Source organism: Trichococcus ilyis, from assembly GCF_900109135.1.
Taxonomy (GTDB): Bacteria; Bacillota; Bacilli; order Lactobacillales; family Aerococcaceae; genus Trichococcus; species Trichococcus ilyis.
The window spans coordinates 18,626-41,576 of the sequence record NZ_FNYT01000005.1 but is presented as its reverse complement, the minus strand read 5'-3'; the positions used below and the strand labels follow the sequence as shown (position 1 = coordinate 41,576).

Annotated in this window: 19 protein-coding genes; 14 read left to right on the top strand and 5 right to left on the bottom strand. The window is 52.4% G+C overall.

The features are described from left to right. Positions 1 to 18 precede the first annotated feature (18 nt). Entirely contained in the window at positions 19 to 978 is a 960-nt protein-coding gene (locus BMX58_RS03795; protein WP_084253836.1) for an RluA family pseudouridine synthase, read from the bottom strand. Between the two features lie 110 nt (positions 979 to 1,088). Here BMX58_RS03795 and BMX58_RS03790 point away from each other — a divergent pair, with 110 nt between their 5' ends. Together BMX58_RS03790 and BMX58_RS03785 are read left to right on the top strand one after the other, a co-directional pair. Then, on the top strand, positions 1,089 to 3,590 hold the full coding sequence (locus BMX58_RS03790; RefSeq protein ID WP_204243765.1) for an ATP-binding cassette domain-containing protein: 2,502 nt from the start codon (positions 1,089 to 1,091) through the stop codon (positions 3,588 to 3,590). Between the two features lie 346 nt (positions 3,591 to 3,936). After that, complete coding sequence (locus tag BMX58_RS03785; protein WP_068622397.1) at positions 3,937 to 4,869, top strand: LysR family transcriptional regulator; 933 nt, start codon at positions 3,937 to 3,939, stop codon at positions 4,867 to 4,869. Positions 4,870 to 5,159: 290 nt separating this feature from the next. Here BMX58_RS03785 and BMX58_RS03780 read toward each other — a convergent pair whose 3' ends face one another. The 3 genes from BMX58_RS03780 to BMX58_RS03770 all read right to left on the bottom strand — a co-directional run bounded on the left by BMX58_RS03780 (position 5,160) and on the right by BMX58_RS03770 (position 9,436). Beyond that, the gene (locus tag BMX58_RS03780) at positions 5,160 to 6,272 is read right to left on the bottom strand and encodes a YncE family protein (protein WP_068622399.1); all 1,113 of its coding nucleotides are present in this window, start codon (positions 6,270 to 6,272) and stop codon (positions 5,160 to 5,162) included. Positions 6,273 to 6,373: 101 nt separating this feature from the next. Next, positions 6,374 to 8,722, bottom strand: coding sequence for an ABC transporter permease (locus BMX58_RS03775; RefSeq protein WP_068622401.1), 2,349 nt, complete (start codon positions 8,720 to 8,722; stop codon positions 6,374 to 6,376). 15 nt (positions 8,723 to 8,737) lie between these two features. Beyond that, on the bottom strand, positions 8,738 to 9,436 hold the full coding sequence (locus BMX58_RS03770; RefSeq protein ID WP_068622403.1) for an ABC transporter ATP-binding protein: 699 nt from the start codon (positions 9,434 to 9,436) through the stop codon (positions 8,738 to 8,740). A gap of 203 nt (positions 9,437 to 9,639) precedes the next feature. On the opposite strand from BMX58_RS03770, the gene BMX58_RS03765 reads away from it, so the two are divergent. The 7 genes from BMX58_RS03765 (at position 9,640) to BMX58_RS03735 (ending at position 17,090) form a co-directional block, all read left to right on the top strand. Continuing rightward, positions 9,640 to 11,721: a permuted SH3 domain-containing protein gene (locus BMX58_RS03765; RefSeq protein WP_068622405.1), complete on the top strand. Its 2,082-nt coding sequence runs from the start codon at positions 9,640 to 9,642 to the stop codon at positions 11,719 to 11,721. 80 nt (positions 11,722 to 11,801) lie between these two features. After that, positions 11,802 to 12,302 (top strand): hypothetical protein, encoded by a 501-nt coding sequence (locus BMX58_RS03760; RefSeq protein ID WP_068622407.1) that lies wholly within the window; start codon positions 11,802 to 11,804, stop codon positions 12,300 to 12,302. Between the two features lie 87 nt (positions 12,303 to 12,389). Next, entirely contained in the window at positions 12,390 to 12,890 is a 501-nt protein-coding gene (locus BMX58_RS03755; RefSeq protein ID WP_068622409.1) for a GNAT family N-acetyltransferase, read from the top strand. 98 nt (positions 12,891 to 12,988) lie between these two features. Next, a complete protein-coding gene (locus BMX58_RS03750; protein ID WP_162268604.1) occupies positions 12,989 to 13,522 on the top strand; it encodes a GNAT family N-acetyltransferase in 534 nt (177 codons plus the stop codon). A 35-nt stretch (positions 13,523 to 13,557) separates the two neighbouring features. Beyond that, complete coding sequence (locus BMX58_RS03745; RefSeq protein ID WP_084253843.1) at positions 13,558 to 14,661, top strand: YibE/F family protein; 1,104 nt, start codon at positions 13,558 to 13,560, stop codon at positions 14,659 to 14,661. Next, a complete protein-coding gene (locus tag BMX58_RS03740) occupies positions 14,658 to 15,422 on the top strand; it encodes a YibE/F family protein (RefSeq protein WP_068622413.1) in 765 nt (254 codons plus the stop codon). Before BMX58_RS03745 ends, BMX58_RS03740 begins: the two co-directional genes overlap by 4 nt. A 159-nt stretch (positions 15,423 to 15,581) precedes the next feature. Further along, complete coding sequence (locus BMX58_RS03735; RefSeq protein WP_068622415.1) at positions 15,582 to 17,090, top strand: DUF1846 domain-containing protein; 1,509 nt, start codon at positions 15,582 to 15,584, stop codon at positions 17,088 to 17,090. Positions 17,091 to 17,241: 151 nt separating this feature from the next. Here the strand turns inward: BMX58_RS03735 and BMX58_RS03730 are convergent, their stop codons facing one another. Further along, a complete protein-coding gene (locus tag BMX58_RS03730) occupies positions 17,242 to 17,682 on the bottom strand; it encodes an Lrp/AsnC family transcriptional regulator (protein WP_068622417.1) in 441 nt (146 codons plus the stop codon). 253 nt (positions 17,683 to 17,935) lie between these two features. Here BMX58_RS03730 and BMX58_RS03725 point away from each other — a divergent pair, with 253 nt between their 5' ends. The 5 genes from BMX58_RS03725 to BMX58_RS03705 all read left to right on the top strand — a co-directional run bounded on the left by BMX58_RS03725 (position 17,936) and on the right by BMX58_RS03705 (position 22,840). After that, positions 17,936 to 19,348: an aspartate ammonia-lyase gene (locus tag BMX58_RS03725; protein ID WP_476756160.1), complete on the top strand. Its 1,413-nt coding sequence runs from the start codon at positions 17,936 to 17,938 to the stop codon at positions 19,346 to 19,348. A gap of 308 nt (positions 19,349 to 19,656) precedes the next feature. Further along, positions 19,657 to 20,925 (top strand): uracil permease, encoded by a 1,269-nt coding sequence (gene uraA / locus BMX58_RS03720; RefSeq protein ID WP_068622421.1) that lies wholly within the window; start codon positions 19,657 to 19,659, stop codon positions 20,923 to 20,925. A 158-nt stretch (positions 20,926 to 21,083) separates the two neighbouring features. Further along, positions 21,084 to 21,419 carry a hypothetical protein gene (locus tag BMX58_RS03715; RefSeq protein ID WP_084253845.1) on the top strand — a complete coding sequence of 112 codons (336 nt, stop codon included), beginning with the start codon at positions 21,084 to 21,086 and terminating at the stop codon, positions 21,417 to 21,419. Between the two features lie 4 nt (positions 21,420 to 21,423). After that, positions 21,424 to 22,095 carry a DUF3159 domain-containing protein gene (locus BMX58_RS03710; protein ID WP_162268605.1) on the top strand — a complete coding sequence of 224 codons (672 nt, stop codon included), beginning with the start codon at positions 21,424 to 21,426 and terminating at the stop codon, positions 22,093 to 22,095. A 43-nt stretch (positions 22,096 to 22,138) separates the two neighbouring features. Then, the gene (locus BMX58_RS03705; protein WP_084253848.1) at positions 22,139 to 22,840 is read left to right on the top strand and encodes a molybdopterin-dependent oxidoreductase; all 702 of its coding nucleotides are present in this window, start codon (positions 22,139 to 22,141) and stop codon (positions 22,838 to 22,840) included. Positions 22,841 to 22,951: the final 111 nt, after the last annotated feature.

Below are 22,951 nucleotides of genomic sequence, written 5' to 3'. Positions count from 1 at the left end.
GGGGAATCATGTTTTTTGTCATTTCGAATACAGCAAAAAGCTTTTCGGAACGGGCGCGCTGAAGCGGACGAGTTCACCGGTCACGGGATGGATGAAGGCGAGGGTGGAAGCGTGCAGTCCCAAACGTTTCATCGGATTGGTGCGGGCACCGTATTTCTTGTCCCCGGCGACTGGGTGGCCCAAGGACTCCATGTGGACGCGGATCTGGTTCTTCCGTCCGGTCTCCAGTTCTACTTCCAGCAGCGTATAATCCCGGTTCCCCCTGACCTTCCGGTAATGGGTCACGGCATGCTTGCCGCCGTTGTCTTTCGGGCTGGAATGGACTTTCATGGCTTTGCTCTCGGTCAGCCACGAGGAGATGGTGCCCGCATCCTTCTTGATCTCGCCTTCGACCAGGGCAGTATAGATGCGTTCCTTAACGATGTTTTTCCAATCATTTTGCAACGTCTCTTTCAGTTCTTCGGTTTTCGCGAAGAGCATGACGCCGGACGTATCCCGGTCCAGGCGATGCACGACGAAGATCCGATTCGCGCGGTTTTCCTCTTTGACGTATTGGCTCAATTGGCGGTAAGCGGTCGGTTCCTTTGGATCGTCGGTTGCCATCGACAGCAAGCCGGCATCCTTATTGATCACGATGATGGATTCGTCCTCGAACAGAATCTTTAGGCCGGAAAGGGACGTTTTTTTGAGCGCTTCCTTGTTTGCCAGAATGCCGACGGACTGTCCTGGTTCCAGGGGATGATTGTGTTTGGTGATGGCCTTGCCGTCGACCGTGACTTGTCCGCGGGTAAGGATCGACTTGACGGAATTGCGGCTCTGCTTGCTGAGGATCTGCAGCAAAAAGGGCAGCAGCTCGATCGGCTCGGTCACGGGGTATTGGGTAACCCCTTTGGCGGACTGGCTCTTTTGGGCTTGTGCCGCTTTTTCGAGCGGCTTGCGTTTGTTTTTGATGGGCTGTTTTTGGTTTGTTTTTTTCATGAATTTCGCTCCTGACTCTGTTTGACCGCCTGAACATCGCGGTCGTCTCCTCTGCAGTATAACAGAAAACAGCGCATCCAGCCCCTATAATCAAGACAAAAACGCAGCAAGTGGCATATAATTGGGGCAGAAGAATCAAAACGGAAGCGGGGAGCATCATGGACTACATCAGCATCATCGGCGCTAAGGAAGGAAATCTGAAGAACATCAGCGTGGATTTGCCCCGGAGCAAATGGATTGTGCTTACGGGGGTGTCCGGTTCGGGGAAAACGACGCTGGCGATAGATGTGCTATATCAGGAATGCCAACGCCAATACCTGGAGGCGATCGGCTACCAAGGGATCCGCAAACCGGACATCGAGGCGATCCGCAACGTGTCTCCCGCCATCCAAATCAAGCAACCGGTCTCCAACAAAAATCCGCGTTCGACGGTCGGAACGGTCACAGACATCTACACCGATCTGCGGATGCTGTTCGAGAAGCTGAGCACCAGAAGCTGCCCCAATTGCGGGAAGGTGATCGACTCGGCCGATTGCCGCGAAGAAACCGAAAGGAGCGCTGATGATTTCAAGGTGTTCCAGTACTGCCCACACTGCGCTCACCGGATGGAAAAATTGACCCGCAGCCATTTTTCCTACAACACCCGCGAAGGCGCCTGCGCAACCTGCCAAGGATTGGGCGAGGTGCTGACGGTTGTTGAAGAGAAAGTGCTCGATGAAAAACTATCGCTTGAGGAGGGCGCGGTCGCCTTCTGGGAAGGCCGCTACCGGGATTATCAGCTGGAGGCTTTGGTTGCCGCCTGCGACCATTACGGGATTCCGCTGAAATCAAATACACCGGTAAAAGACTTTACGCCGGCGCAGCGCGTGCTGTTGCTGGAGGGGACCGAAAGTGAAGCTGTCCGTCGGCTGTTCCCGGCTGTGCCGGAGCCGCGAACGCTTGCGGAAGGGAAGTTCGAAGGGGTTTTGCCGAACCTATGGCGCAGAATGGCAGACAAAAAAGGCAACTCCAAACTCCAGGAAAACTATTTTGAATCGGCCAGATGTCCCGAATGCCATGGCGAAAGACTGAACAAGCTGAGCCGGAGCGTCACGGTGAAAGGGACGCGTTTGCCGGAACTGTCCGGGAAAGCGTTGATTGGACTTACGGATTGGGTCAGCAGCCTCGAAGCTAGGCTGCAACACAACGAGCGACTGTTGGCGGGTGTCTACGTGACAGATCTTAAAACCAAGCTGAAAAGAATACTGAAGCTGGGATTGGGCTATCTCTCGTTGGACAGGCAGACGATGACACTGTCGGGTGGAGAAGGGCAGCGGCTGCGTTTGGCCGCTGTGCTGGATTCGGACCTCACGGGCGTCATCTACATCCTGGATGAACCGACGATCAGTCTGCATCCACAAGACACCGAAGGGCTCCTGACCATTCTGCGGTCTTTGCGGGATAAAGGCAATACGCTGCTCGTCATCGAACATGACACAGCCGTTATGGCGGCCGCGAACTATCTGATCGATATCGGTCCGGGAGCGGGGAAATACGGGGGCGAAATCATCGGATCGGGGACGCTCGAGCAACTCAAGAAACAATCCCGGTCCGTCACCGGCGCCTACCTGAACCGGAAAGCGGCGCCACGCACGCTTTTCCGTAAAGGGTCCGGCGACTTCATCGAAGTGAAACGGGCGGACAAACATAACCTCAAGCATATCTCGGTCCGTTTCCCCAGCGGCTGCCTTATCTGTGTCACCGGCATATCGGGGTCCGGGAAGTCAACGCTCGTGTTCGATGTATTGGCCAAGGGCGACACTGCCGGCTCCATTAAAACGAACCAGGTGAACGGGACCAAATCATTCGATCGGATCGTCGTCGTGGAACAGGCGCCGCTCACCCGGATGAAACGCTCAAATGTCGCGACCTATTCGGCTGCCTATACGGAAATCCGGAAAATCTTCGGCCGACAGCCGACAGCCATCGAAAAGGGCCTGACCGCCAATCACTTTTCCTTCAATGCGAAAGGGGGACGCTGCGATCATTGCGAAGGTTTAGGCGTCATCACGACCAATCTGCTGTTTTTTGAGGATCAGGAAGTCCCTTGTCCCGTCTGTTCCGGCAAACGCTTCAAGGATGAGGTGCTGTCAGTGACCTACCGCGGCCATTCGATCAACGCCGTGTTGGGATTGTCGGTGGAGGAAGGCGCGGAACTGTTTGCCGATTCGCCCAAAATAAGCACCATTTTGAGGCTCCTGAAGGATGTCGGCCTCGGCTACCTCGAGCTCGGCCAGACGACAACGACCTTGTCCGGCGGCGAAGCGCAGCGGCTCAAGTTGGCCACAGAATTACTTGAAAACAAGGGGAAAAAGAACCTGTACCTGATCGACGAGCCCACTATCGGTCTGCATCCGCTCGATGTGGAAAAATTCCTGGCATTATTGGAGCGGATGGTCGATTCCGGCAGCACTGTGGTCATTGTGGAACATAATCCGCAAGTCATCGCTGAGGCTGATTGGATCATCGATCTCGGGCCTGGGGGCGGGGATGCCGGCGGTCGTGTCATTGCGGAAGGGACACCCGCCGACATCCGCAACGACGTGGATTCGGTGACCGGAAAATTCATCTGAAGCCAAAAAAGTGAAAATGATTGACAGGAGCCAAGAAAATAGCTATCTTATTAGAAAGCGATGAGAACGGAAGGGGAGGCGGAACCATGCAGATGATGATGTGTTGTATGTGCGGATGCAAGAAACATGCAGGTCTATTCTTATCATCTTTTGTTTACGCAACCGGATGCGCTTGGCCGCTCTGTAGAGGGAGTCAGGGGCAATTTGCCCATCCGTGTCCACGCCTCCGAATGAAGCGCTGAAATGATGAAGAATATTCGTGCATGTGTGTTTTGTTGACGCGCATGCACTTTTTTGTGGAAATGATGGGGATCCATCGTCAATGGGAACGAGGAGGAAAAATTATATGAATCTGCAACAATTGCGATATGTCATAACCGTGGCGAAATACGGCACTTTTCGTGAGGCCGCAAGGCAATTATATATGGCGCAGTCCAGCCTGTCGTCAAGCATCAAGGACCTGGAGGAAGAATACGGCATCCAGATTTTCGAACGTTCCAAAAAAGGGATCGAAATAACCAAAGAAGGGGCCATGCTTTTGGAGTTCGCCGATCAGATCGTGGCCCAAGCGGACCAACTGGATTACCGCTATCTGTATGCGACCGAAAACCGGAGACTGTTTTCCGTTTCCAGCCAGCATTACGATTTTGCTTCGGAAGGTTTCGCCCGGCTGGTGTCGGAAAAGAAAGACGAGTCGCTCAATTTCCGCTTCCTGGAGACGAGCACCTCGAAAGTGATGGAGGACGTGCGGGATGCCGTCAGCGAGGTCGGTTTCATTTACCTGAACGACTTCAACGGCAAGGTCATCAAGCAGCATCTCGAGGCGTTCGATCTGAAATTCGATCCGCTGATCGCCTTCCAGCCGCATGTCTTCCTCAGCGAGTCGCACCCGTTGGCGAAGAAAACGAAAATAGCGCAGGAAGATCTCCATCCTTATCCTGTCATTTCGTTCGATCAAAGCAAAAACAGCACGCTGCAGCTGATGGAGGAGTCGGTCCAAGTCGATCAGAATGCCCAGCGGATCAGCGCAAGCGACCGCGCGACCGTATTGAATCTGCTGTCCGTGACGAACGGATATCTGGTCGGTTCCGGGCTGCTGAAATCGAGCACGCAGGATCATATCGTCGTTGTGCCGATGGATGTCGATCAAAGAAACACGATCGGCTTCATCTATTCGAAAGTGCGGCCGCTCAGCGCGATCTCCAAACGCTACATGGAGATTGTGCGGGAACTGCTGAAGGGGGACCACCGCATCGCGCTGACCGATCAGCTGGACTGACCGGCCTGCTCTTTAGCCGGCGTGGATTTCGTTGCTCTCCTCCGGTGAACGGAGGCTTGCCGGAGTTCAGCCAACATTTATTTTGCGTTCTCCGATGAGGCAGGCTTCGCCGGAGAAGCGGCAGGATGTCACCTTTGTCCTCCGGTGAGCGCCCGCCTGACCGGAGTTGCGCACGGTTTCCACCAGTCTGCTCCGGCAGGCGACAGAATGCAAACAGCAGAAAGAAGGGGGGGACTCGATCGAGTCGCCCCTTCTTTCTGCTGTTCCGATTGTTTTTTGCTGACGGCAGGTCATTCCGAGAACAGCGTGTCGATTTCCACCCGCAGAACGCGGTCGATGCTCGGATTGCCATGGTCGCGGTAAGGATAGGCGCCCGATTCGAAGAGGATATAGAGCTGCTTTCCGTCCACCGCGATCTGTTCCAGATAGGCAGGCAGGGCGATTTCGGTGCTGGCGTTCTTGTCCGTGAAATTCTCGGTTTCCTGCAGACGGTCAAAAGAAAGCAGGGTCGAATCGTCTTCGCGGCCGGCGGAGCGGGACAGCATCAGTTTTTCCTGATGGAAAGCCAAACCTTGGATTTCTCTGCCGATTTTGTCGACGTCGTCGGGATAGGCTTCTTCGGTGCTTTTCCCGGTATCGAGCGTGCGGACTTCCTTGCCATCCGCATTTTCCTTTGTGGAGATTGCGTAACGGTGCATAACGCTGGCCCCGTTGTCATTGAAATAAGCCGCATAGAGGTCATTTCCGTGGACCGTGATCGTGGAAGCGCGCTTGATGTCCGGCAGGTCGATGCTGTCGGCGTAGCGGATCGGCTCGGATGCTGCCATGAAATCATAAGCTTCGATGTCGGCCAGCGCCAGGGTGATGACTTGCGCGGTGTCGCCTTTTTCCGAGGTGACCCAGAGCAGGTCGTGGTTGTTGTCGTAGGCGAGCCCGCCAGCATGCGGGATGCCGTCCAGCACGATTTCCTTGATGAAGGAGCCGCTCTTTTTATCCAGTACATAGACGACCGAATTGTGTTCTTTTGTTTGGCAGTAAGCGGACAGGAACAGGTAATCCGCATTCACCGCCAAGCCTTGCGGTGTCATCGTTGTGCAGATGTCCGCTTCTTCGTGGTCGTGATGGAGCGTCAAGGTCGTCTCCATTCCGGGGATGATGAAGGCATTCTCGCCGGGTTCGACACCAGCCTCCTCGAAGACGGCTTTGTGCAATTCCGGATAGGCGGCCAGACCTTCCTTCAGGTCCTCCAACGAGCCGAGGCTGGCTTCCGTGTTCGTTTCTTCGCCAAAAGCCACCCGCTCGATCTTTCCGCTCTTTGTGAGCAGAACTAGTGCGACGATGCCCGCTATGATGACGCCGATAACGGCGCAGTTGATGAGTTTTTGTCTTTTATTCTTTTCCATCGTATCCCTTTCCGAAATGAAAATTTACAGGAGCTTGTCCGCTTTTCTGATATCTTACTACAGGAACTGGTCTGCGGCTAACGAAAAGCCTCCGGTGCAGCCTATTCCTGATAAGCTTTGAGCACTTCCTGGAGCGGGATTTTGGCGATTTTCCGCCTGCTGATGTAGGTGCCGGCGAAGAAAATCAGGACCAATATCAGCAAAGTCTGCAGCAGGAAAATCGGCCGGTACTGCAGCGGCAGGATGACGCCGTATTCCTCCGTGAAGAAGCGCATCATCAAGTTCAATATGCCCAGAGCGATGGGGATGCTGATCAGATAGGAAATCAGGGCATAAAAGAAATAGCTGTTCAGGATCATCGCATTGACTTCCCTGCGTCTGTAGCCCATCACTTTGAGCAGCGAAATCACATAGTAGTTTTTTTCGACGGTGAAGGAAGTGAGCACGAACAGAATGCTGGCTGCGATGATTGCCGACCCGCCGATCATGACGTTCGAGATGAACTGGGTGTAGTTGGACATCGCCTTCGATTGTTCGATGAGTCCGGATTTGCTGATGATCGTGCTGTAGTAGGTGTCTGAAGGCCTCTTGAGCGAATAGATGCCGCTGTACAGGCGCGAAGTGCTGTTTTCCGACAAGATGTTGCTGAGTTTTTCGATGTTCAGGTACACCTTATCGGAAATGTATTCATCGGTCACGCCTTTGACAAGGAAAGGGAAAGCGTCGTCGTTGACCACCAGCTCGATGGTGTCGCCTTCTTCAATGCCGAGCTTGAGGCTGATCCGTTTTGTAATCACGGCGCCGTTCTGGATGTTCACTGTGATGTCATTGCCTTCCGTATCATACAGGCTGTAAAGGTCGTTCCTTGAGGAAAGCCCCTGAAGCGACACAACGTTGCCGTCCAGCGAAGCAAAGGGATAGATCAGGAATTTTTCGTCGCCGGGCCGCGTTTCGGGCAGCCTTTTGGTGACATCGAGATAGGCTTCATACTCATAGGCGACCTTGTTCAGATAATCGACCGTCATCCGATCGACCATGCCGCCCATCATGAAGGAAAAGCTCATCAGGATGGTCGAGAACATGATGCCCAGGAAGAAGATGAAGAAGCTGCCGGTGCTCTTGATCGCGTGCAGGTATTTGAATTTGGTGCTGCCTTTGGCCTTGGCAAGGACCCGGCTGAGGTACCTTCCGATCCGGTTGATCGATTTGGCCTGATGCGGCTTCAGCAGTTCCAGGGCGTTCTCGCCGAGGATCCGGTAGATGATGGCCCCTGAAACCAAGGAGAAGAACAGCAATGGAACCAGGATCGCCGTAGCGAAGACGGTGAAGCTCTGGGCGATTTTGACCTGGGGCAGCAGGTAGAAATCGAGATACAATTTCTTCAACGGTTCGGAATAGAGCGATCCGATGAAGTAGCCCAGGATCAGCATGAGAGCAGCAAAAACCATCACAGCGACGAAATACGGCCGGGCTATTTCCGAACGGCGGTAGCCGAGCGCCTTGAGGATGCCGATCTGGCCTCTTTCGGCATGGAGCAGGTTGTAGATCAGTATCGATACGATGATGACGGCGATGGCCGCGATGAAGAGGCTCAGCCCCAATGCCATGACTTTCCCTTGGGTCAGTTCGTCATAGATGGCTCCGCTCCGCATGGTGGTCTGCGTGTCCGCAATCTGGCTGACGAAGGGCAGCTCCTCCTTGTCGAAGGCGGTATCGATGCTTTCCCCGGTCAGGTTCATGCCGGCCAAGCGGAAACTTTCCTTGTCGTCGAAGTTCTCGTATTCTTCATCGGACATGAGCAGCAGTGTCTGCAGTCCGGTATCCAAGTTGAAGGTTTCATCGGACATCGGCAGGGTGTAATCCGGGAAAAGCACAAAGCCCGTCACGCGGTAGTTTTTGTTTTTGATGATGAGGGCGTCCCCGATGGAAAGGCCGTTCTTGTCGGCATATACTTTGGTGACGGCGACTTCGTTGTCGGCTGAGGGTTTGCGGCCTTCCTCCATATAGGAAAGGTTGATGCTTTTTCCGTCCTTCACGAGCAGTGCCTTATGCGACTGTCCTTGATAAACGTAGGAGGTGTTTTTGTATTCCCTCAGTTCGAGACTGACATCGCGGTAGCGCGCTTCAAACTCGGCGATCCGGTTGTCCATAAGCTTGTAGAAAGTGGCGGGCTCGACTTTCTTGATGTCGCTGAGCGAGTAAAAGCCCCGGGCGAGCAGCGCCGCCGCGATGGGGTAGGCTGCTTCCTCCAGCGTGACCCGGTTCAGCATTTCAACGGCAAAGTCCTCCTGGTTGTAGTCCGCCAGGAAAGCTTCCGTCGGTTCCTCGATGCCGCTCAGGCCGTAGAACATCATGGTGTAGGTGGCGGAGCTCAGGATAATGATGAAGCCGATGGCAACCAGCTGCATCCACTTTTTCCGCAAGGTTTTGATGACGTTTTTCAGCAGCATGATCCGCACCTCGTCCTATCCCCAGGAAATGTCCTGGGCATTCTTTTTGGTTTTGTTGAGGGTGACCTCCGTGATTTGTCCGGAGTTCATTTTGATGACTTTGTCCGCCATTTCGGCGATGCCCAAGTTGTGGGTGATGACGATGACGGTCTTGTTGTAGTCTTCGTTCAGATCCTGCAGCAGTTGCAGGATTTTTTTTGAATTTTCTTCATCCAGCGAGCCGGTGGGTTCGTCGCAGAAGATGATGTCGGGATTCTTGGCCAGGCTTCTGACGATCGAAACCCTTTGCTGCTCTCCGCCGGAAAGCTGGCTGGGATATTTGTTGCGGGCTTTTTCCAAGCCGACCTTTTCGAGCAGGCCCACTATATCGAGCGGAGCAGTGCCGATGTCCGAGCCGATCTGTATATTCTCGTAGACGTTCAGATTCTGCAGCAGGTTGTATTGCTGGAAGATGAAGCCCAGATGTTTCCTTCTGAAGGCGGTCATCCCTTCTTCGTCCAAATTTGTCAGTGTCTCGCCCCTGAAGGTGATTTCACCCGATGTGACGGTATCCAAGCCGCTGATGACGTTCAGCAGGGTGCTCTTGCCGCTGCCGCTGGGTCCGAGGATGACGACGAACTCGCCTTCTTCGATGGTCAGGTTGACATCTTTGAGGGCGTAGGTTTCCACGTCACCGGTTTTGTAAGTCTTCGAAACATTGGTCATCGTAATCATTGCAGACACTCCTTCTGGATCCGTTTCCATCAATTCAAGTATATTTGTGTCGGGATTTTTTGTCAAAAAATGAAAAGGTCAAAAACGGATCTGTATGCGCTGACAATATTTTCACAGAAGTATCGGCAGGTATGTTAAAATTGAGGTACCGAAATGGTGCAATCATCAAGATTATCCGGAAATTGCGTAAGGGGGTCTTCTTTATGGGAAAACTGAAAGCTATCCTATTCAAATCAAAAAAATCGGTCATTATCGCTGCGGTCGCTCTTTTGGTTGTGCTTGGCGGCGGAGCGGCTGCCTTTTGGTGGTACCAGAATGCCCAAATCCAGCAAGTCTCGCTGCAAACGGCCTGGAAAGGGCAATTGGCGAAATACGTGCCGATCACCGGCGACATCGAAGCAAGCAGCAGTAGCAGCCTTTATCCTTCACCTACCGCCAAGATTGTCGAAGTGTTTGCTGTGGAGGGGCAATCGGTCAAAAAAGGCGAAGTGCTGGCGCGGATCGACTCGACCGAATACCGCACCCAGTTGGATAAACAGACCATCAATCTGGCGAATGCAGAAGCGACCCTTGCCTATCTTTCCGGGAGCAGCGCAGACATGGACAAGGCTTCCTCCCAAAATGCGGTAAGCCAAGCGGGGATCGCCCTGGAAAATGCCCGCTCCAATTACAGTGCTGCGCAAGGGGGGCTGGATGACATCAATGCGCTCAATGCGAATGCCATCAAGCAGGCGAGCCTAGCCCTCGAGAACGCCCAGTCGAATTATGCAGCCGCGAAAGCCAATCTTTCGGGACGGGGAACGCTCTATGACAATGCGGTGAGCCAAGCCCAGCTTGCGCTGGAGAGCGCCCAGGCAAATGCTGCGGCTTTTGCGGATAAATTGCATAACGTCGAAATTGCCAACGCGAATGCAGTCGGCCAAGCCGAATTGACTTTGGAAAATGCGAAAGCGCACTACCGGATCGCCAAGAAGAACCTGGATGACCTCGAGAATGCCTTGCATGAAGCCGAATGCGCACTTGAGACTGCAAAAGCGACCTATGAGAGTGCAAAACTCAATCTGGATATCGTAAAGGCGCTGTATGATGCCGATCCGATTCTGTATGCGCTGGACTACCAGCTCGCGCAACAGGCCGTCACCACTGCCGAAGCAGCCGTCGGGACTGCCGAACTGGCTTTGGGCAGTGCTGAAACGAGCTATCAGACCGGGCATGATGCTGCCAAATTGGTGGTGATCGATGCTGAAACGGCAGTCCGCAGCGCAGAAATCGCGCTTTCGAACGCCAAAAATGCAGCCGATGCGGAATATGCCGCAGCTGAAAAGGCGGTTTCGGACAGTCAGGCCGCTGTGGACAATGCGGAAATCGTGCTTTCGAATGCAGAAAGCGCTGGCGCTCTTGAATATGCTGCAGCCGAAAAAGCCGTCACTGACAGTGAAGCCGCTGTCCGCAATGCGGAAATCACGCTTGCGAATGCCAAAACCGGCGCAACCGTAAAGTACGAGGCTGCGGTCAAAGCGATCAGCGACGGCGAAAAAGCCGTCCGGAGTGCCGAAATTGCGCTTTCGAACCTGCAGACAACAGCAACCTTCTCAAGCGCGACAGCGGAGGAAAGGATCTCCAATCAGAAAGATCAGATCGCTCTCCTGAAAACGGACATCGCCTACTTGAATAAAAAAATCGAAGAGTGCGATCTGAAAGCCAATGTCGACGGCATCGTGACGAAGATGGGTGTCGCAGCGAACGAATATCCTGAAGTCGGTGATGCAATCATCGTTGATGGCGCGACCGAATTTGTGGTCAAGCTGGCCGTCAGTCAGTACGACAGCGTCAATATGCGCGTAGGCCAGAAGGCGATCGTCAAGGTGAAAGGGGTCGCCAAGGAATATGAGGGGGTCGTCTCGGAAATCGGCCAACTGGCGGAGAAGTCAGCGACATCCGCAGATCAGGATGCCAAAGTGGCGGTAAAAGTCACGCTCACGGATCCCGACGAAAACATCAAAGTAGGCTATGAAGCTGATGCGGAAATCATCACGGTCGAGAAGCTCGGTGCCTTGCGGGTGAACTTCGAGGCTGTCCAGATCGAAGCGGATTCGGAAAAAGCCTATGTATACGTAGTGGACAGCAGAAACCGGGTCGAGAAAAGGTATATCGAGACCGGGCTGGAAACCGAATATGACATCGAAATAGTGGATGGCCTTGTGGAAGGGGAACGCTATGTCGCTGATCCGACCAAAGAGATTGTGGCCGGCGTGAAGGTCAGGGACAGCGGTGTCGCCGATTGACGACGGATGCTATAATAAGGAATGGAATCGGGCGATGCGCAGTCGCCCGCAAAGAATAAGATCAGAAAGAGGATTTTCGAATGTCGAAGTTAGGGTTGCAGCTCAGTCCCGCAGACAGCGAAAGCAAGTGCTGGGTGGCGGAAATCACCGGCGAGGACGAAGTGTACAAACTGAAACGGGACTTCATCCCGGAGGAGCCTGAAGGCGGCTGGATCCTCTATGATGGCTGGTACCAATTGAACGGGACGGTGCCCGGCGTCACCGAATTCAGGAAAGAATATATCCGCATCAAGGACGGAAAAGTCAGGAGGAACCTGGCGTTCCGGGAACTCGTTGAAAGCCTGGATGAAATCAAGGCCGGCGAGGGTCCCCGTACCGAGCGGATGCGCAAGGAAATCAGCGCCATTTTGGATGAAATCAAAGCAGCGGCCTACTGTGAGCCGGTGGCCGAAGGCATCGAAAAGCAAAAAGAAGACTTGGACATGGTTGACGAGCCGGACCAGATCAGAAATGCGCTCTATATGCTGAAAAAACAAAAGCAAAACTACATCAAGCAGTACCGGAAAATGTTCAATCTGTAAGATTTCCGCATGAAAAACAACAAAAGTGCTTAAAAACGAGCATGTTTCCGGTATAATTCGAAAAGGAAAAAGAAAGGCGGTGGAGCAATGATCAGAAAAGCAACGCCAGCGGATCTGCCCGCAATCATGGCAATCATCAATGAGGCGAAAGCTACTTTAAAAGCATCCGGAATCGATCAATGGCAAAAGGGGTATCCGAACGAAGCGGTCATTCTTCAGGATATCGCTGGAGGATACAGCTATGTCTACTTGCGGGATGGCATTCCGGCGGCAACGTTTGCGTTCTTTTGCGGTGAGGATCCTACCTATAAAGTCATCACCGAAGGCCACTGGCTGACGGACAATCCTTACAGCGTCATCCATCGCATCACAATCAAGGGCGCGTTCCGCGGCCAGGGTGTTCTGGGGGAAATCGTGGAGTGGGCTACGGAGGAATCGCTCAAAAAAGGCTATACCAGCATGCGCATCGATACGCATCCGGACAACAAAAGCATGCAGCGTGCGCTGCAGAAAGCCGGCTATACCTATTGCGGCCATATCTTGACGACCATCAGTGACATGCGTTGGGCATATGAAAAAGTACTCTGAAAATCAGTTGGCCGATTTCCGAAAAGGATTGCACCCGAAGCAAGCGGTGCAATCCTTTTCGTATGGTACGAGCACATGGCGAAAAAAGAGGAGACAGTATGATGGACTTGAAATTAGAAAATCTACCGGTGAACGATGACCTGATCGGGATGATACTCAGTTGGGAAAATGATCCGGCCATTGCGCCGTTCATCACGCCCCATTATGAAGAAAGCGAACTGCCTTTAGTGACGGAAGCGGATGTCCGCGAGAGCCTGGACAATCCCGAGATGCGTCTTTATTTCATCTGCGTTGATGACAAACCAATCGGGATTGCGTCGATCATCCGAAACTTTACTGCTTTGTTGAAGGATGACGGGCATACGGCTTGGCTGGGAATCTATATCGGTGACCCGGATTGGCGCAGCAAAGGCATTGGCGCAAAGGTCCTGGACCTTTATGAAGAGGAGTGTCGGAAGCTTGGTTATCAGCGCATCGAACTGGGGGTATTTTCCCACAATTGCGGCGCAATCAAGCTGTACGAAAAATCCGGATTCAGGAGAATCGGCATTATCCCTCATTTCACCTACGCTCAAGGGCAGTGGCGGGACGATGTCCGGATGGAGAAAAATCTTCATCACGATTCGGGCTGAAACCCATAAGGAATCCATTGAGAGGAGTGGGAGTTTTGAGCAGGAAAAAAAGAATTATATTGGCTTTGGTTGCGGTGCTGCTGGGGATAGCGGTTGCGTTAAGTTACCATAACTACGGATGGTATGAAGAGCCGATCGCCAAGGTGATTACAGCGGAAGACATGGAAACCGGTGAAGCAATCGGTGCCGATCAGCAAAACTATCCCATATACTACCAAAAATTGACGGCTGTACTGATGAACGGGGAGTCGAAAGGAGAGCAGGTTATCCTTGAAAACAACTATTCCGCTTCACTTGCCTATAGCCAAATGTACAGTTCGGGTGACGAACTGTTCCTGTCCTTGAGTGATGATACGGGTACCTTGATGGGCAAAATCATTGAGGTGAAACGGGATAAATATGTAGTCATCTTTGGGGCTCTTTTCCTTTTTGTACTTATGGCAGTAGCTGGCAACAAAGGCCTGCTTTCCCTCATCAGCATAGCGGGGAATGTGCTACTGTTCACTGCCGCTCTGGAAAATTATGAAATTGCGGACAATGCACAACTATTGTGGATCAGCAGTGGCGCAGTGGTCGGTTGGACGGTTCTGACGCTTTTATTGGTCAGCGGCAGAAACAGAAAGACATATGCAGCGATTCTTGCCACGTTGATCGGAACATTCACGACCTTGATTATCGCCTATGGGGTCATCGACTTGACGAACGGACAAGGCCTGCGATATGAGGAAATGCAGTTTGTGACGCATTATCCGCGGCGCATCTTCTTGTCCAGTATTTTGATCGGTTCATTGGGTGCTGTCATGGATGTGGCCGTCACGATGACAGCAGCTATCCAAGAACTGTACGAGCAAGACTCGGCCATATCTATCAAAGCTTTATTGCAGTCCGGACGTGAAATCGGCAAGGACATCATGGGGACGATGGCGAATGTGCTGCTTTTTGCCTATGTCAGCGGGGCGATTCCGACGCTCGTTTTCTATCTGGAGAACGGCTCAGATGTGTCCCACACCTTTTCAATGCAATTATCATTGGAAATAACCCGGGCTTTGGCGGGGAGTCTGGGTATTGTTTTGACAGTACCGCTGGCAATCATTGCTGCTGTCCGCCTGATCCCCAAGAAAGCGGGTAATCCGAAATGAGTGTACAGATGGTATTGGCGCTGCTGCTTCTGCTCCTGATGGGAGTAGTGGGCGGTAAAAGTGGGATCACTTCGTTTCTGTCGCTTTTTTTCAATTTTGCGGTCCTTTACATATTGGTGCTGTTGTTGATCAATGGTTTTCCTGCACTTTTTGTGACGTTGCTGGCGTGTGTTGGGGTCAGTTACATTAATCTGTTCTACATCAATGGTGTGAATGTGAAGACCCGGGCGGCTTTTTATGCGACGCTCGCCACGACATTGTTTTTGTTGTTGTTGATCATCTTCGTGCACCGGTTCGCCATGATACAGGGCTTTGGTCCTGAGGAAGTGGAGGAGTATACCACGCTTTCCTTTTTTGTGACTGTGGATTTCGTCCAGATCGGAATTTGTACGATGTTAACGGGGACAATAGCGGCCATCACGGATACGGCCATATCCATTTCGTCCTCCTTGTGTGAAGTCCATCACCGCAATCCGCACTTGAACGAAATGGAACTATTCCGATCAGGGATGACGATCGGAAAGGATATCATCGGCACGACGGCGAATACACTGTATTTTTCTTTTATCGGAGGTTACCTTGCGCTTTTCCTTTGGTTCAGGGATCTGTCCTATACGTTTGGGGAAGCGCTGAATGCAAAGGTGCTCGTATCGGAAGTACTCTCCATGTTCGTCATCGGCATCGGCGTGACCGTAATCATCCCTTTCACGGCTGGGGTTACGGCGAAGATGCTGCTGACGGTCGAAAAGGCGGACGAATGATTCTGGCGAAAGCTTACGATGTTTTTCTGCTGAACAAAATGTCCAGGAGCCGAAAATGCATATTGCCAATCAAAGAAAAACCTCTATAATGGTTAGAGTTGAAATCAATACAGAATGAGAAGTATATAAATGCACGATACAAATACTGGAGGAAAACAGATGAAGCAAATCGGCTTTGATCCACAGAAATACATTGAAGAGCAATCGAAATACATCCTGGAGCGGGTCAACAATTATGACAAATTGTATCTTGAGTTCGGAGGGAAACTGATCGGCGACAAGCACGCAAAACGCGTCTTGCCGGGATTCGATGAGGACGCCAAAATCAAATTGCTGCAGAAACTGAAGGATCAGGCGGAAATCCTGATCTGTGTGTATGCAGGCGACATCGAACGCAACAAAATCCGCGGCGACTACGGCATCACTTACGACATGGACGTTTTCCGCCTGATCGATGAACTGAGGGAATACGGTCTGTCCGTCAACAGCGTCGTCATCACGCGCTACAACGGACAACCTTCGACCAAGCTGTTCATCAACAAGCTGGAAAAACGCGAAATCAAAGTCTATACGCACGGCGCCATCGAAGGCTACCCTTCCAATATCGAAAAGATCGTCAGCGAGGAAGGCTTCGGCCAGAACACGTACATTCCGACGACCAAGCCTATCGTCGTCGTGACGGCTCCGGGTCCCGGCAGCGGCAAGTTGGCGACCTGCCTGAACCAGCTGTACCACGAACGCCGTCAAGGACGCGTGGCCGGTTATTCCAAATTCGAGACTTTCCCGGTATGGAACGTTCCTTTGAAGCACCCGCTGAACATCGCCTATGAAGCCGCAACGGCCGATCTGAAGGACGTCAACATGATGGACAACTATCATTTCGAGACCTACAACGAAGTGGCGGTCAACTACAACCGCGATTTGGAGACTTTCCCGGTCATCAAACGCATCATCGAGCGCATCACCGGCAAGGAATCCGTTTATCAATCGCCTACGGACATGGGCGTGAACCGCGTCGGTTTCGGCATCACTGATGACGAAGCGGTCCGCGAGGCATCGAAGCAGGAAATCATCCGCCGCAGCTTTGCGACAGAATGCGACTACAAAAAGGGTCTGAGTGACGAAGAGACGCGCGACCACATGCGCCTGATCATGGAAGAGCTTGAACTGAAGCAAGAGGATCGTGCCCCGGTGAAGCCTGCCCGCGCATACGCGGAGCGCTTGATGAACCACGTGGTCGACAACGAAATCCCTGCGGTCATCGCTTTCGAATTGAACGACGGGCGGATCATCACCGGCCGGACCTCCGATCTGATGGATGCCTGTTCCTCCGCCATCCTGAATGCGATCAAAGCTTTGGCGAACATTTCCGACGAAATCCTGCTGCTGTCGCCGGTCATTCTGGAACCGATCAAGAAACTGAAGAGCGAAGGTCTGCATAAGCGCATCCCGACCCTGACAGCGAACGAAATCCTGATTGCGCTGTCCATTTCAGCGGTCACCAATCCGACAGCCCAACTGGCTTACAGCAAACTTTCCGAATTGAAGGATGTGCAGGCCCATTCGACGGTCATGTTGAATAAAGATGATGATCAGATCCTCCGGAATCTTGGCCTCGATGTCACTTGCGATCCGGTGTACCCATCCGAAAATCTTTACTATGTTTAGAGAGTGATGAATCCCGGGTAGAAATCGAGCACTAAGAGGACTAACACAAAAAAAGATGGATAACTTGATGTTATTCATCTTTTTTGTGTTTTCAGTGTCGAAAAGATGGATCATTTTTTGGAATCCATCTTTCCTCCATGTGACCAGAGCCTTATTCTTCCGCAAATTGGATGCCTCTTGGCCCGACCGAGGTGGAGAAGACGACTTGCGTATAGGTTTTGCCGAACTGCTGCAGCTCGCCGATGAAGGTATCCAATTCATTCGTCGTCGGAAAGGCGACCTTGAGGAGCATCGAGTATTCCCCGGTCACGCAGTTGCATTCCAGCACATTCGGGATGCTTTCCACAAAAGGATAAAATACCAGCTTTTGCTTGGGATCGACCTCCAGATTGATGAAGGCCTTGATGTTGTACCCCAATGTCTGCAGATTCAGATGCGCGCCGTAATCTGTGATGACCCCGTTCCTTTCCAGTTGCGCGATCCTTGCCGAAATCGCCGGCGAGGACAGAAAGGTGGCTTCGCCGATTTCCTTCAGGGAAGCCCGCGCATTCGCCTGCAGAATGTTCAAAATTTGCTTGTCGATTTTATCCATGATAAGTTCCTTTCTGGATTTCCGTGGTGTTTCCTAAGATTCTATACCCCGGATGTCACCGAGCGCAAACGAATGCTGACACGGCTGAAGAAAATAAAGTTCCATGGGAAATAGGTTGTGATTCTTTTGCGGAAAGGACGAATGTGCAGGTTTTGTTCGCAACATCCCTTGGGCTGTTTCATTCAGTCGGCAGCGGTGGTATCCTTTGTCCCATGAATGACAGAAAATTTTCAGGGGGCAAACAGAGATGAACATGAGAATTGAAGCGGACTCGATCGGAACGTTGGCGGTACCCACAGAAGCGTATTATGGCGTGCAATCATTGCGTGCAAAGGAAAATTTTGCCATCACGGGCACGAATTTGCATCGGGCACTGATCCGCAATCTGGCGCGGATCAAGAAAGCGGCAGCGATTGTGAACGCCCAGTCGGGCAATCTGGCAGTCAGCAAAAAGGACGCGATTGTCCAAGCCTGCAACGAAATCGTGGCGGGACGTCTTCATGAGGCCTTCATTGTGGATGCGATCCAAGGCGGCGCCGGTACTTCGGCCAACATGAACGCCAACGAAGTCATCGCCAATCGTGCCATCGAAATTTTGGGCGGGAGAAAGGGCGACTACCGCATCGTCCATCCGAACGATGATGTGAATCTGTGCCAATCCACGAACGATGTCTTCCCGACAGCGGGGAAAATGACCGTCCTGCAACTGCTGCCGGAACTGCTTGCGGAACTGGAAAAGTTGGAGCGGGCATTGGGTGCCAAGTCCGAGGAATTCGCCGGGGTCATCAAGATGGGGCGGACGCAAATGCAGGATGCGGTGCCGACCAATTTGGGGAGAACCTTCCGGGCGTATCGGTCCTTCGTCAAACGGGATATCCGTCACCTGTTGAACGCGGCGGAAGAGATGAAGAGTCTCAATCTCGGCGGTACCGCCATCGGGAATGCGATCAATGCAACGCCGGAGTACGTGGCAAACATAACTGCAGCCCTGAGTGAGGAAGCGGGGATCAGTTTCATGCAGGCGGAGGATCTTTTCGATGCGACCCAGAACGTGGATGGCTTCGTCAGGGTATCGGCTGCCATCAAAACGGCAGCGGTGAACTTGTCGAAGATGAGCAACGACCTGCGCCTGTTGTCGAGCGGTCCGAGAGCGGGCATCGGCGAAATCAATTTGCCGGCCAAGCAAAACGGCTCTTCGATCATGCCGGGGAAAGTGAATCCGGTGATACCCGAAGTCGTTTCGCAAGTCGCTTTCCGCGTGATCGGCAACGATCTGACCATCACGATGGCTGCCGAATCCGGACAGTTGGAGCTGAATGCTTTTGAACCGATCATTTTCCATTCGTTGTTCGAATCGATCGATTGCCTGGCGCATGCGGTCGCTACTCTGACTGTCAATTGCATCCAAGGAATCCAAGCGAATGCGCTCGTGTGCTACAAACAGGTGGAAGAGAGCGCCGGCATCGCTACCGCCCTCTGCCCGACGCTAGGCTACCAACAAGCCAGCGCGATCGCCAAGGAATCGCTGAAGACAGGCAAAACCGTCAGGGAATTGGTGCTTGAGAAAGGTCTGTTCTCGGTTGAGGAAACGGAAAGCATCCTCGATCTCAAACGCATGGCCGGCATCCCGGCGGAACTGGTCCGCCGGGCAGGCAAGGCAGTCTGAATTTAATTGAAAAGGACCACCAACGGGTCTGGGGCAGTCGCTCCAAACTATGCTGGTGGTCCGAATTTATGATCCTAAAAAATGCCAACAGTCATTCTTGAGAATGGGTCCTGGATGAAAGCGGGATTATCTCATCATTTTATAATTGTATTCTCTCATTATTATTGCTAAAATAAGCGGAGCAAAGTCCTTTAAACTAATCCAGAGAGATTAAAAAGGGTAACAAATCGAATATTTGATACCTTAGGTCCTTTTGCGAATATCATAATTCAAGGGCTTTTTTTTGTGCCTATAGGAGGAAATATAGTATGTCTTCAAAGAAAATTATTCAGGTTGACGAAAAGGTGCCTGCAAACTTGCTTATTCCGCTCAGTTTGCAACATACTTTCGCAATGTTCGGTGCTTCAGTGCTTGTGCCTATCATTTTCGGGATCGATCCGAGCATCGTATTATTGATGAACGGGGTCGCCACGCTATTATTCATTTGGATCACAAAAGGGAAAGCGCCGGCTTATCTTGGGTCAAGCTTTGCCTTCATCGGACCGACGAGCATCATCATCGCGAACCAAGGTTTTGAGTATGCGCAGGGCGGTTTCGTCGTCTTGGGTATCATCGGCTGTATCATGGCGTTCGTCATCCATCGTGTCGGCACAAAGTGGATCGATGTTGTCCTTCCGCCTGCAGCGATGGGGGCTGTTGTTGCCTTGATCGGTCTGGAGCTGGCTCACCTTACGATTCAAGGCGGATCGATCGGTGCGAACTTGATGACCGACACTGCGACAGCACAGAACTTCGCTGTCTTCTTCATCACTTTGGGCACGGCTGTCCTAGGTTCCGTACTCTTCAAAGGTTTCTTGTCCACTATCCCTATTCTGATCGCCATCGTCGTCGGCTACATTTCTGCGATTGCTTTCGGGATGGTTGATTTTACTCCTGTAATGGAGGCATCCTTGTTCACGATGCCTCATTTCCAATTGGCAAAATTTGATATGGATGCCATCTTGACGATGCTTCCGGTTCTGCTTGTGCTGACTTCGGAGCACATCGGCCATCAGGTTGTCACTTCCAACGTCGTCGGCCGCGATCTGATCAAGGATCCGGGCTTGCACCGTTCGTTGTTTGCTGATTACTTTGCCTCTGCGTTATCCGGTTTGATCGGCGGGGTTCCGACGACGACTTATGGCGAGAACATCGGGGTAATGGCCATCACACGTGTCTACAGCGTGCGCGTCATCGCTGGCGCTGCGATTTTCTCCATGGTCATGTCCTTCTTCGGACCGTTGGCAGCCCTCATTTCCACAATTCCTGGTGATGTCATCGGTGGGGTCACGTTCCTGCTTTACGGCATGATCGGCACCAGCGGCTTGCGCCTGTTGGTTGAAGAAAAAGTGGACTACAGCAAGTCCAAGAATCTGATCCTGACATCCATCGTCTTCGTGACTGGTTTGAGCGGTTTGACAGTTCAATTTGCCGGCATCGAATTAAGCGGCATGGTGCTTGCGAGTGTGGTCGGCATCATTTTGAGTTTGGCTTTCTACCTGTTTGAAAAAGCAGGCTTGATGAACGAAACGGACTGAGCTTAGAAGGCAGTATCGGGTGATTACTTTTTATGACGGCCCCAATCCGGGATATCCCGGATTGGGGCCGTCATTTTCGCTTTTTTCACCAGCGGTAGTATAATGTAGGCGAGCGGGCAGGCAGGTTTGGACTTATTCACGGATGGAGAGTGGGGTAAATGGTGACGAAAAGGATGAAGATTTCTATCGTCATGGGGGCACTGTTGGGCGTAGTCTGCATCATAGGAGCCCAGGTGCGTTCCGGATTTGAGAGGGAGGCGCTCTATCTGTTCGCCTTCTGGTATAACCGGCTGTTGATGGGTGCCGTCATCGGTCTGGCGGGGAAAACGCAGGAATTGAATCGTGCTTTGGCACGGGGAGCCTTATTGGGGTTGCTGGTGTCCTTCGCCTTCTATAGCGCAACAGGATTCGGTGATGCGGTCGGTTTTGCGGCAGGCATCGTCTATGGCGTCATCATCGAATATGCGGCCTACAGATTCGATGATAGGGGCTGATGATGTGAGAGGCAGAATCCAAGAAATTTCAGAGGAACTGAAGCTGGTCGTTTCAGGGAGGACTTTCGATGCATTATTGCCTCCTTTGATGTTTGCCTTCGTCAACGGAAGGTACAGCTTGACGGTAGCCAGCATCTGGGCGGTTGTTTTGGCATTGCTGTTGGTGATGATCCGGTCGGTGCGGAAGCAACCTTTGCGCTATGCTGTGGGTGGTTTGGTCGGGGCACTGCTTGCCTGCGGAATCGCCTATTTTTCGGATAATGCCGCCAACTACTATCTCCCCAAAATCGTGACCAGCACCGTGCTTGTGTTTGCGGCGCTGATCAGCCTGGTCCTTGGGAAACCGCTGGCAGCTTTGACGAGCCATTTGACGCGCGGATGGGATTTGGCGTGGTATTGGCGCAAGGATGTGAAACCGGCCTATCAGGAAGTGACGTTGGTTTGGCTGGTGTTTTTTCTCATGCGTTTTGCTTTGCAGATCCTGCTTTTCAGGCGCGGGGATGTTGTCGCGTTGGCTTGGACCAATACGCTCCTGGGGCTTCCGGTTACGATGGCGGGGCTGATCCTCAGCTATCTTTATGGCGTTTGGCGCCTCCGCAACCTGAAAGGGCCGAGCGTGGAGGAGCATCGGCAAGGGAAACAGCAGCCGTGGGAAGGACAGACACGAGGTTTTTGAGGGCCGCATGCAGGCAGTTTTTTGAAGGAAAGAAGGCATTCCGATGAATAAGGCGGGAAGAGCCGCAGGAAAGGGCCGCTATGTCAACCGCATTTCAGGCAAGTGGCTGTTGTTATTGCTGGGTCTGTTGCTCTTTGGTTGCGGAACCTCCAATAATGACAATACAAGTGAAACGGATCTGGAAGAACTGGCCAAAACCGAAGTGAACGAATATGAAGGGCAAGACCTGTCGTCTCTGACCGATTTTCGGGAAAACTCCATCAAAGGCCCCCAATATATCGACGTGGATGTCTACACGCTGACGATTGACGGTTTGGTGGGAAAACCGGTCGCCTTGTCCTATGATGAAGTGCTGGATAATCAGAAATACACGAAGGCAGTCACGCTGCATTGCGTGGAAGGCTGGAGCGTCGACATCCTTTGGGAAGGGATTCTGCTTGCGGATCTGTTCGAAGGAGTGGATGTTCAGGCAAGCGCCGATACGGTCATTTTCTATTCAGAGGACGGCTATAGCACCTCCCTGCCGCTGCAGACGATCATGGAAAGGCAACTGATGCTCGCCTACAAGATGAACGGGGTCGTCCTGCCTCCCGAAAGGGGTTTTCCCTTCCAGCTGGTGGCGGAAGACAAACTGGGATACAAATGGATCAAATGGATCACCCGCATTGAACTTTCCGATGATGCGGATTATAAAGGCTATTGGGAACAGCGGGGCTTCGACAACGAGGCGGATGTCGGACCATAAGGGGAGCGGCTTCCAATCCAACACGAGTGGCCGGGGCTTTTGTCCTGGCCATTTTTCTGCCCTTTCTCAGTTCCATCAAAACTATAGGCTTGCACCCCGGCATTTGGTATG

What these genes read in the sequence shown, in the direction of transcription:
- BMX58_RS03760 (WP_068622407.1), top strand. Translation starts at nt 11,802, where the DNA reads ATGTCGAAGTTAGGGTTGCAGCTCAGTCCCGCAGACAGCGAAAGCAAG.
- BMX58_RS03755 (WP_068622409.1), top strand. Translation starts at nt 12,390, where the DNA reads ATGATCAGAAAAGCAACGCCAGCGGATCTGCCCGCAATCATGGCAATC.
- BMX58_RS03775 (WP_068622401.1), bottom strand. Translation starts at nt 8,722, where the DNA reads ATGCTGCTGAAAAACGTCATCAAAACCTTGCGGAAAAAGTGGATGCAG.
- BMX58_RS03780 (WP_068622399.1), bottom strand. Translation starts at nt 6,272, where the DNA reads ATGGAAAAGAATAAAAGACAAAAACTCATCAACTGCGCCGTTATCGGC.
- BMX58_RS03765 (WP_068622405.1), top strand. Translation starts at nt 9,640, where the DNA reads ATGGGAAAACTGAAAGCTATCCTATTCAAATCAAAAAAATCGGTCATT.
- BMX58_RS03705 (WP_084253848.1), top strand. Translation starts at nt 22,139, where the DNA reads ATGAATAAGGCGGGAAGAGCCGCAGGAAAGGGCCGCTATGTCAACCGC.
- BMX58_RS03785 (WP_068622397.1), top strand. Translation starts at nt 3,937, where the DNA reads ATGAATCTGCAACAATTGCGATATGTCATAACCGTGGCGAAATACGGC.
- BMX58_RS03795 (WP_084253836.1), bottom strand. Translation starts at nt 978, where the DNA reads ATGAAAAAAACAAACCAAAAACAGCCCATCAAAAACAAACGCAAGCCG.
- BMX58_RS03740 (WP_068622413.1), top strand. Translation starts at nt 14,658, where the DNA reads ATGAGTGTACAGATGGTATTGGCGCTGCTGCTTCTGCTCCTGATGGGA.
- BMX58_RS03770 (WP_068622403.1), bottom strand. Translation starts at nt 9,436, where the DNA reads ATGATTACGATGACCAATGTTTCGAAGACTTACAAAACCGGTGACGTG.
- uraA (WP_068622421.1), top strand. Translation starts at nt 19,657, where the DNA reads ATGTCTTCAAAGAAAATTATTCAGGTTGACGAAAAGGTGCCTGCAAAC.
- BMX58_RS03715 (WP_084253845.1), top strand. Translation starts at nt 21,084, where the DNA reads ATGGTGACGAAAAGGATGAAGATTTCTATCGTCATGGGGGCACTGTTG.
- BMX58_RS03735 (WP_068622415.1), top strand. Translation starts at nt 15,582, where the DNA reads ATGAAGCAAATCGGCTTTGATCCACAGAAATACATTGAAGAGCAATCG.
- BMX58_RS03750 (WP_162268604.1), top strand. Translation starts at nt 12,989, where the DNA reads ATGATGGACTTGAAATTAGAAAATCTACCGGTGAACGATGACCTGATC.
- BMX58_RS03725 (WP_476756160.1), top strand. Translation starts at nt 17,936, where the DNA reads ATGAGAATTGAAGCGGACTCGATCGGAACGTTGGCGGTACCCACAGAA.
- BMX58_RS03730 (WP_068622417.1), bottom strand. Translation starts at nt 17,682, where the DNA reads ATGGATAAAATCGACAAGCAAATTTTGAACATTCTGCAGGCGAATGCG.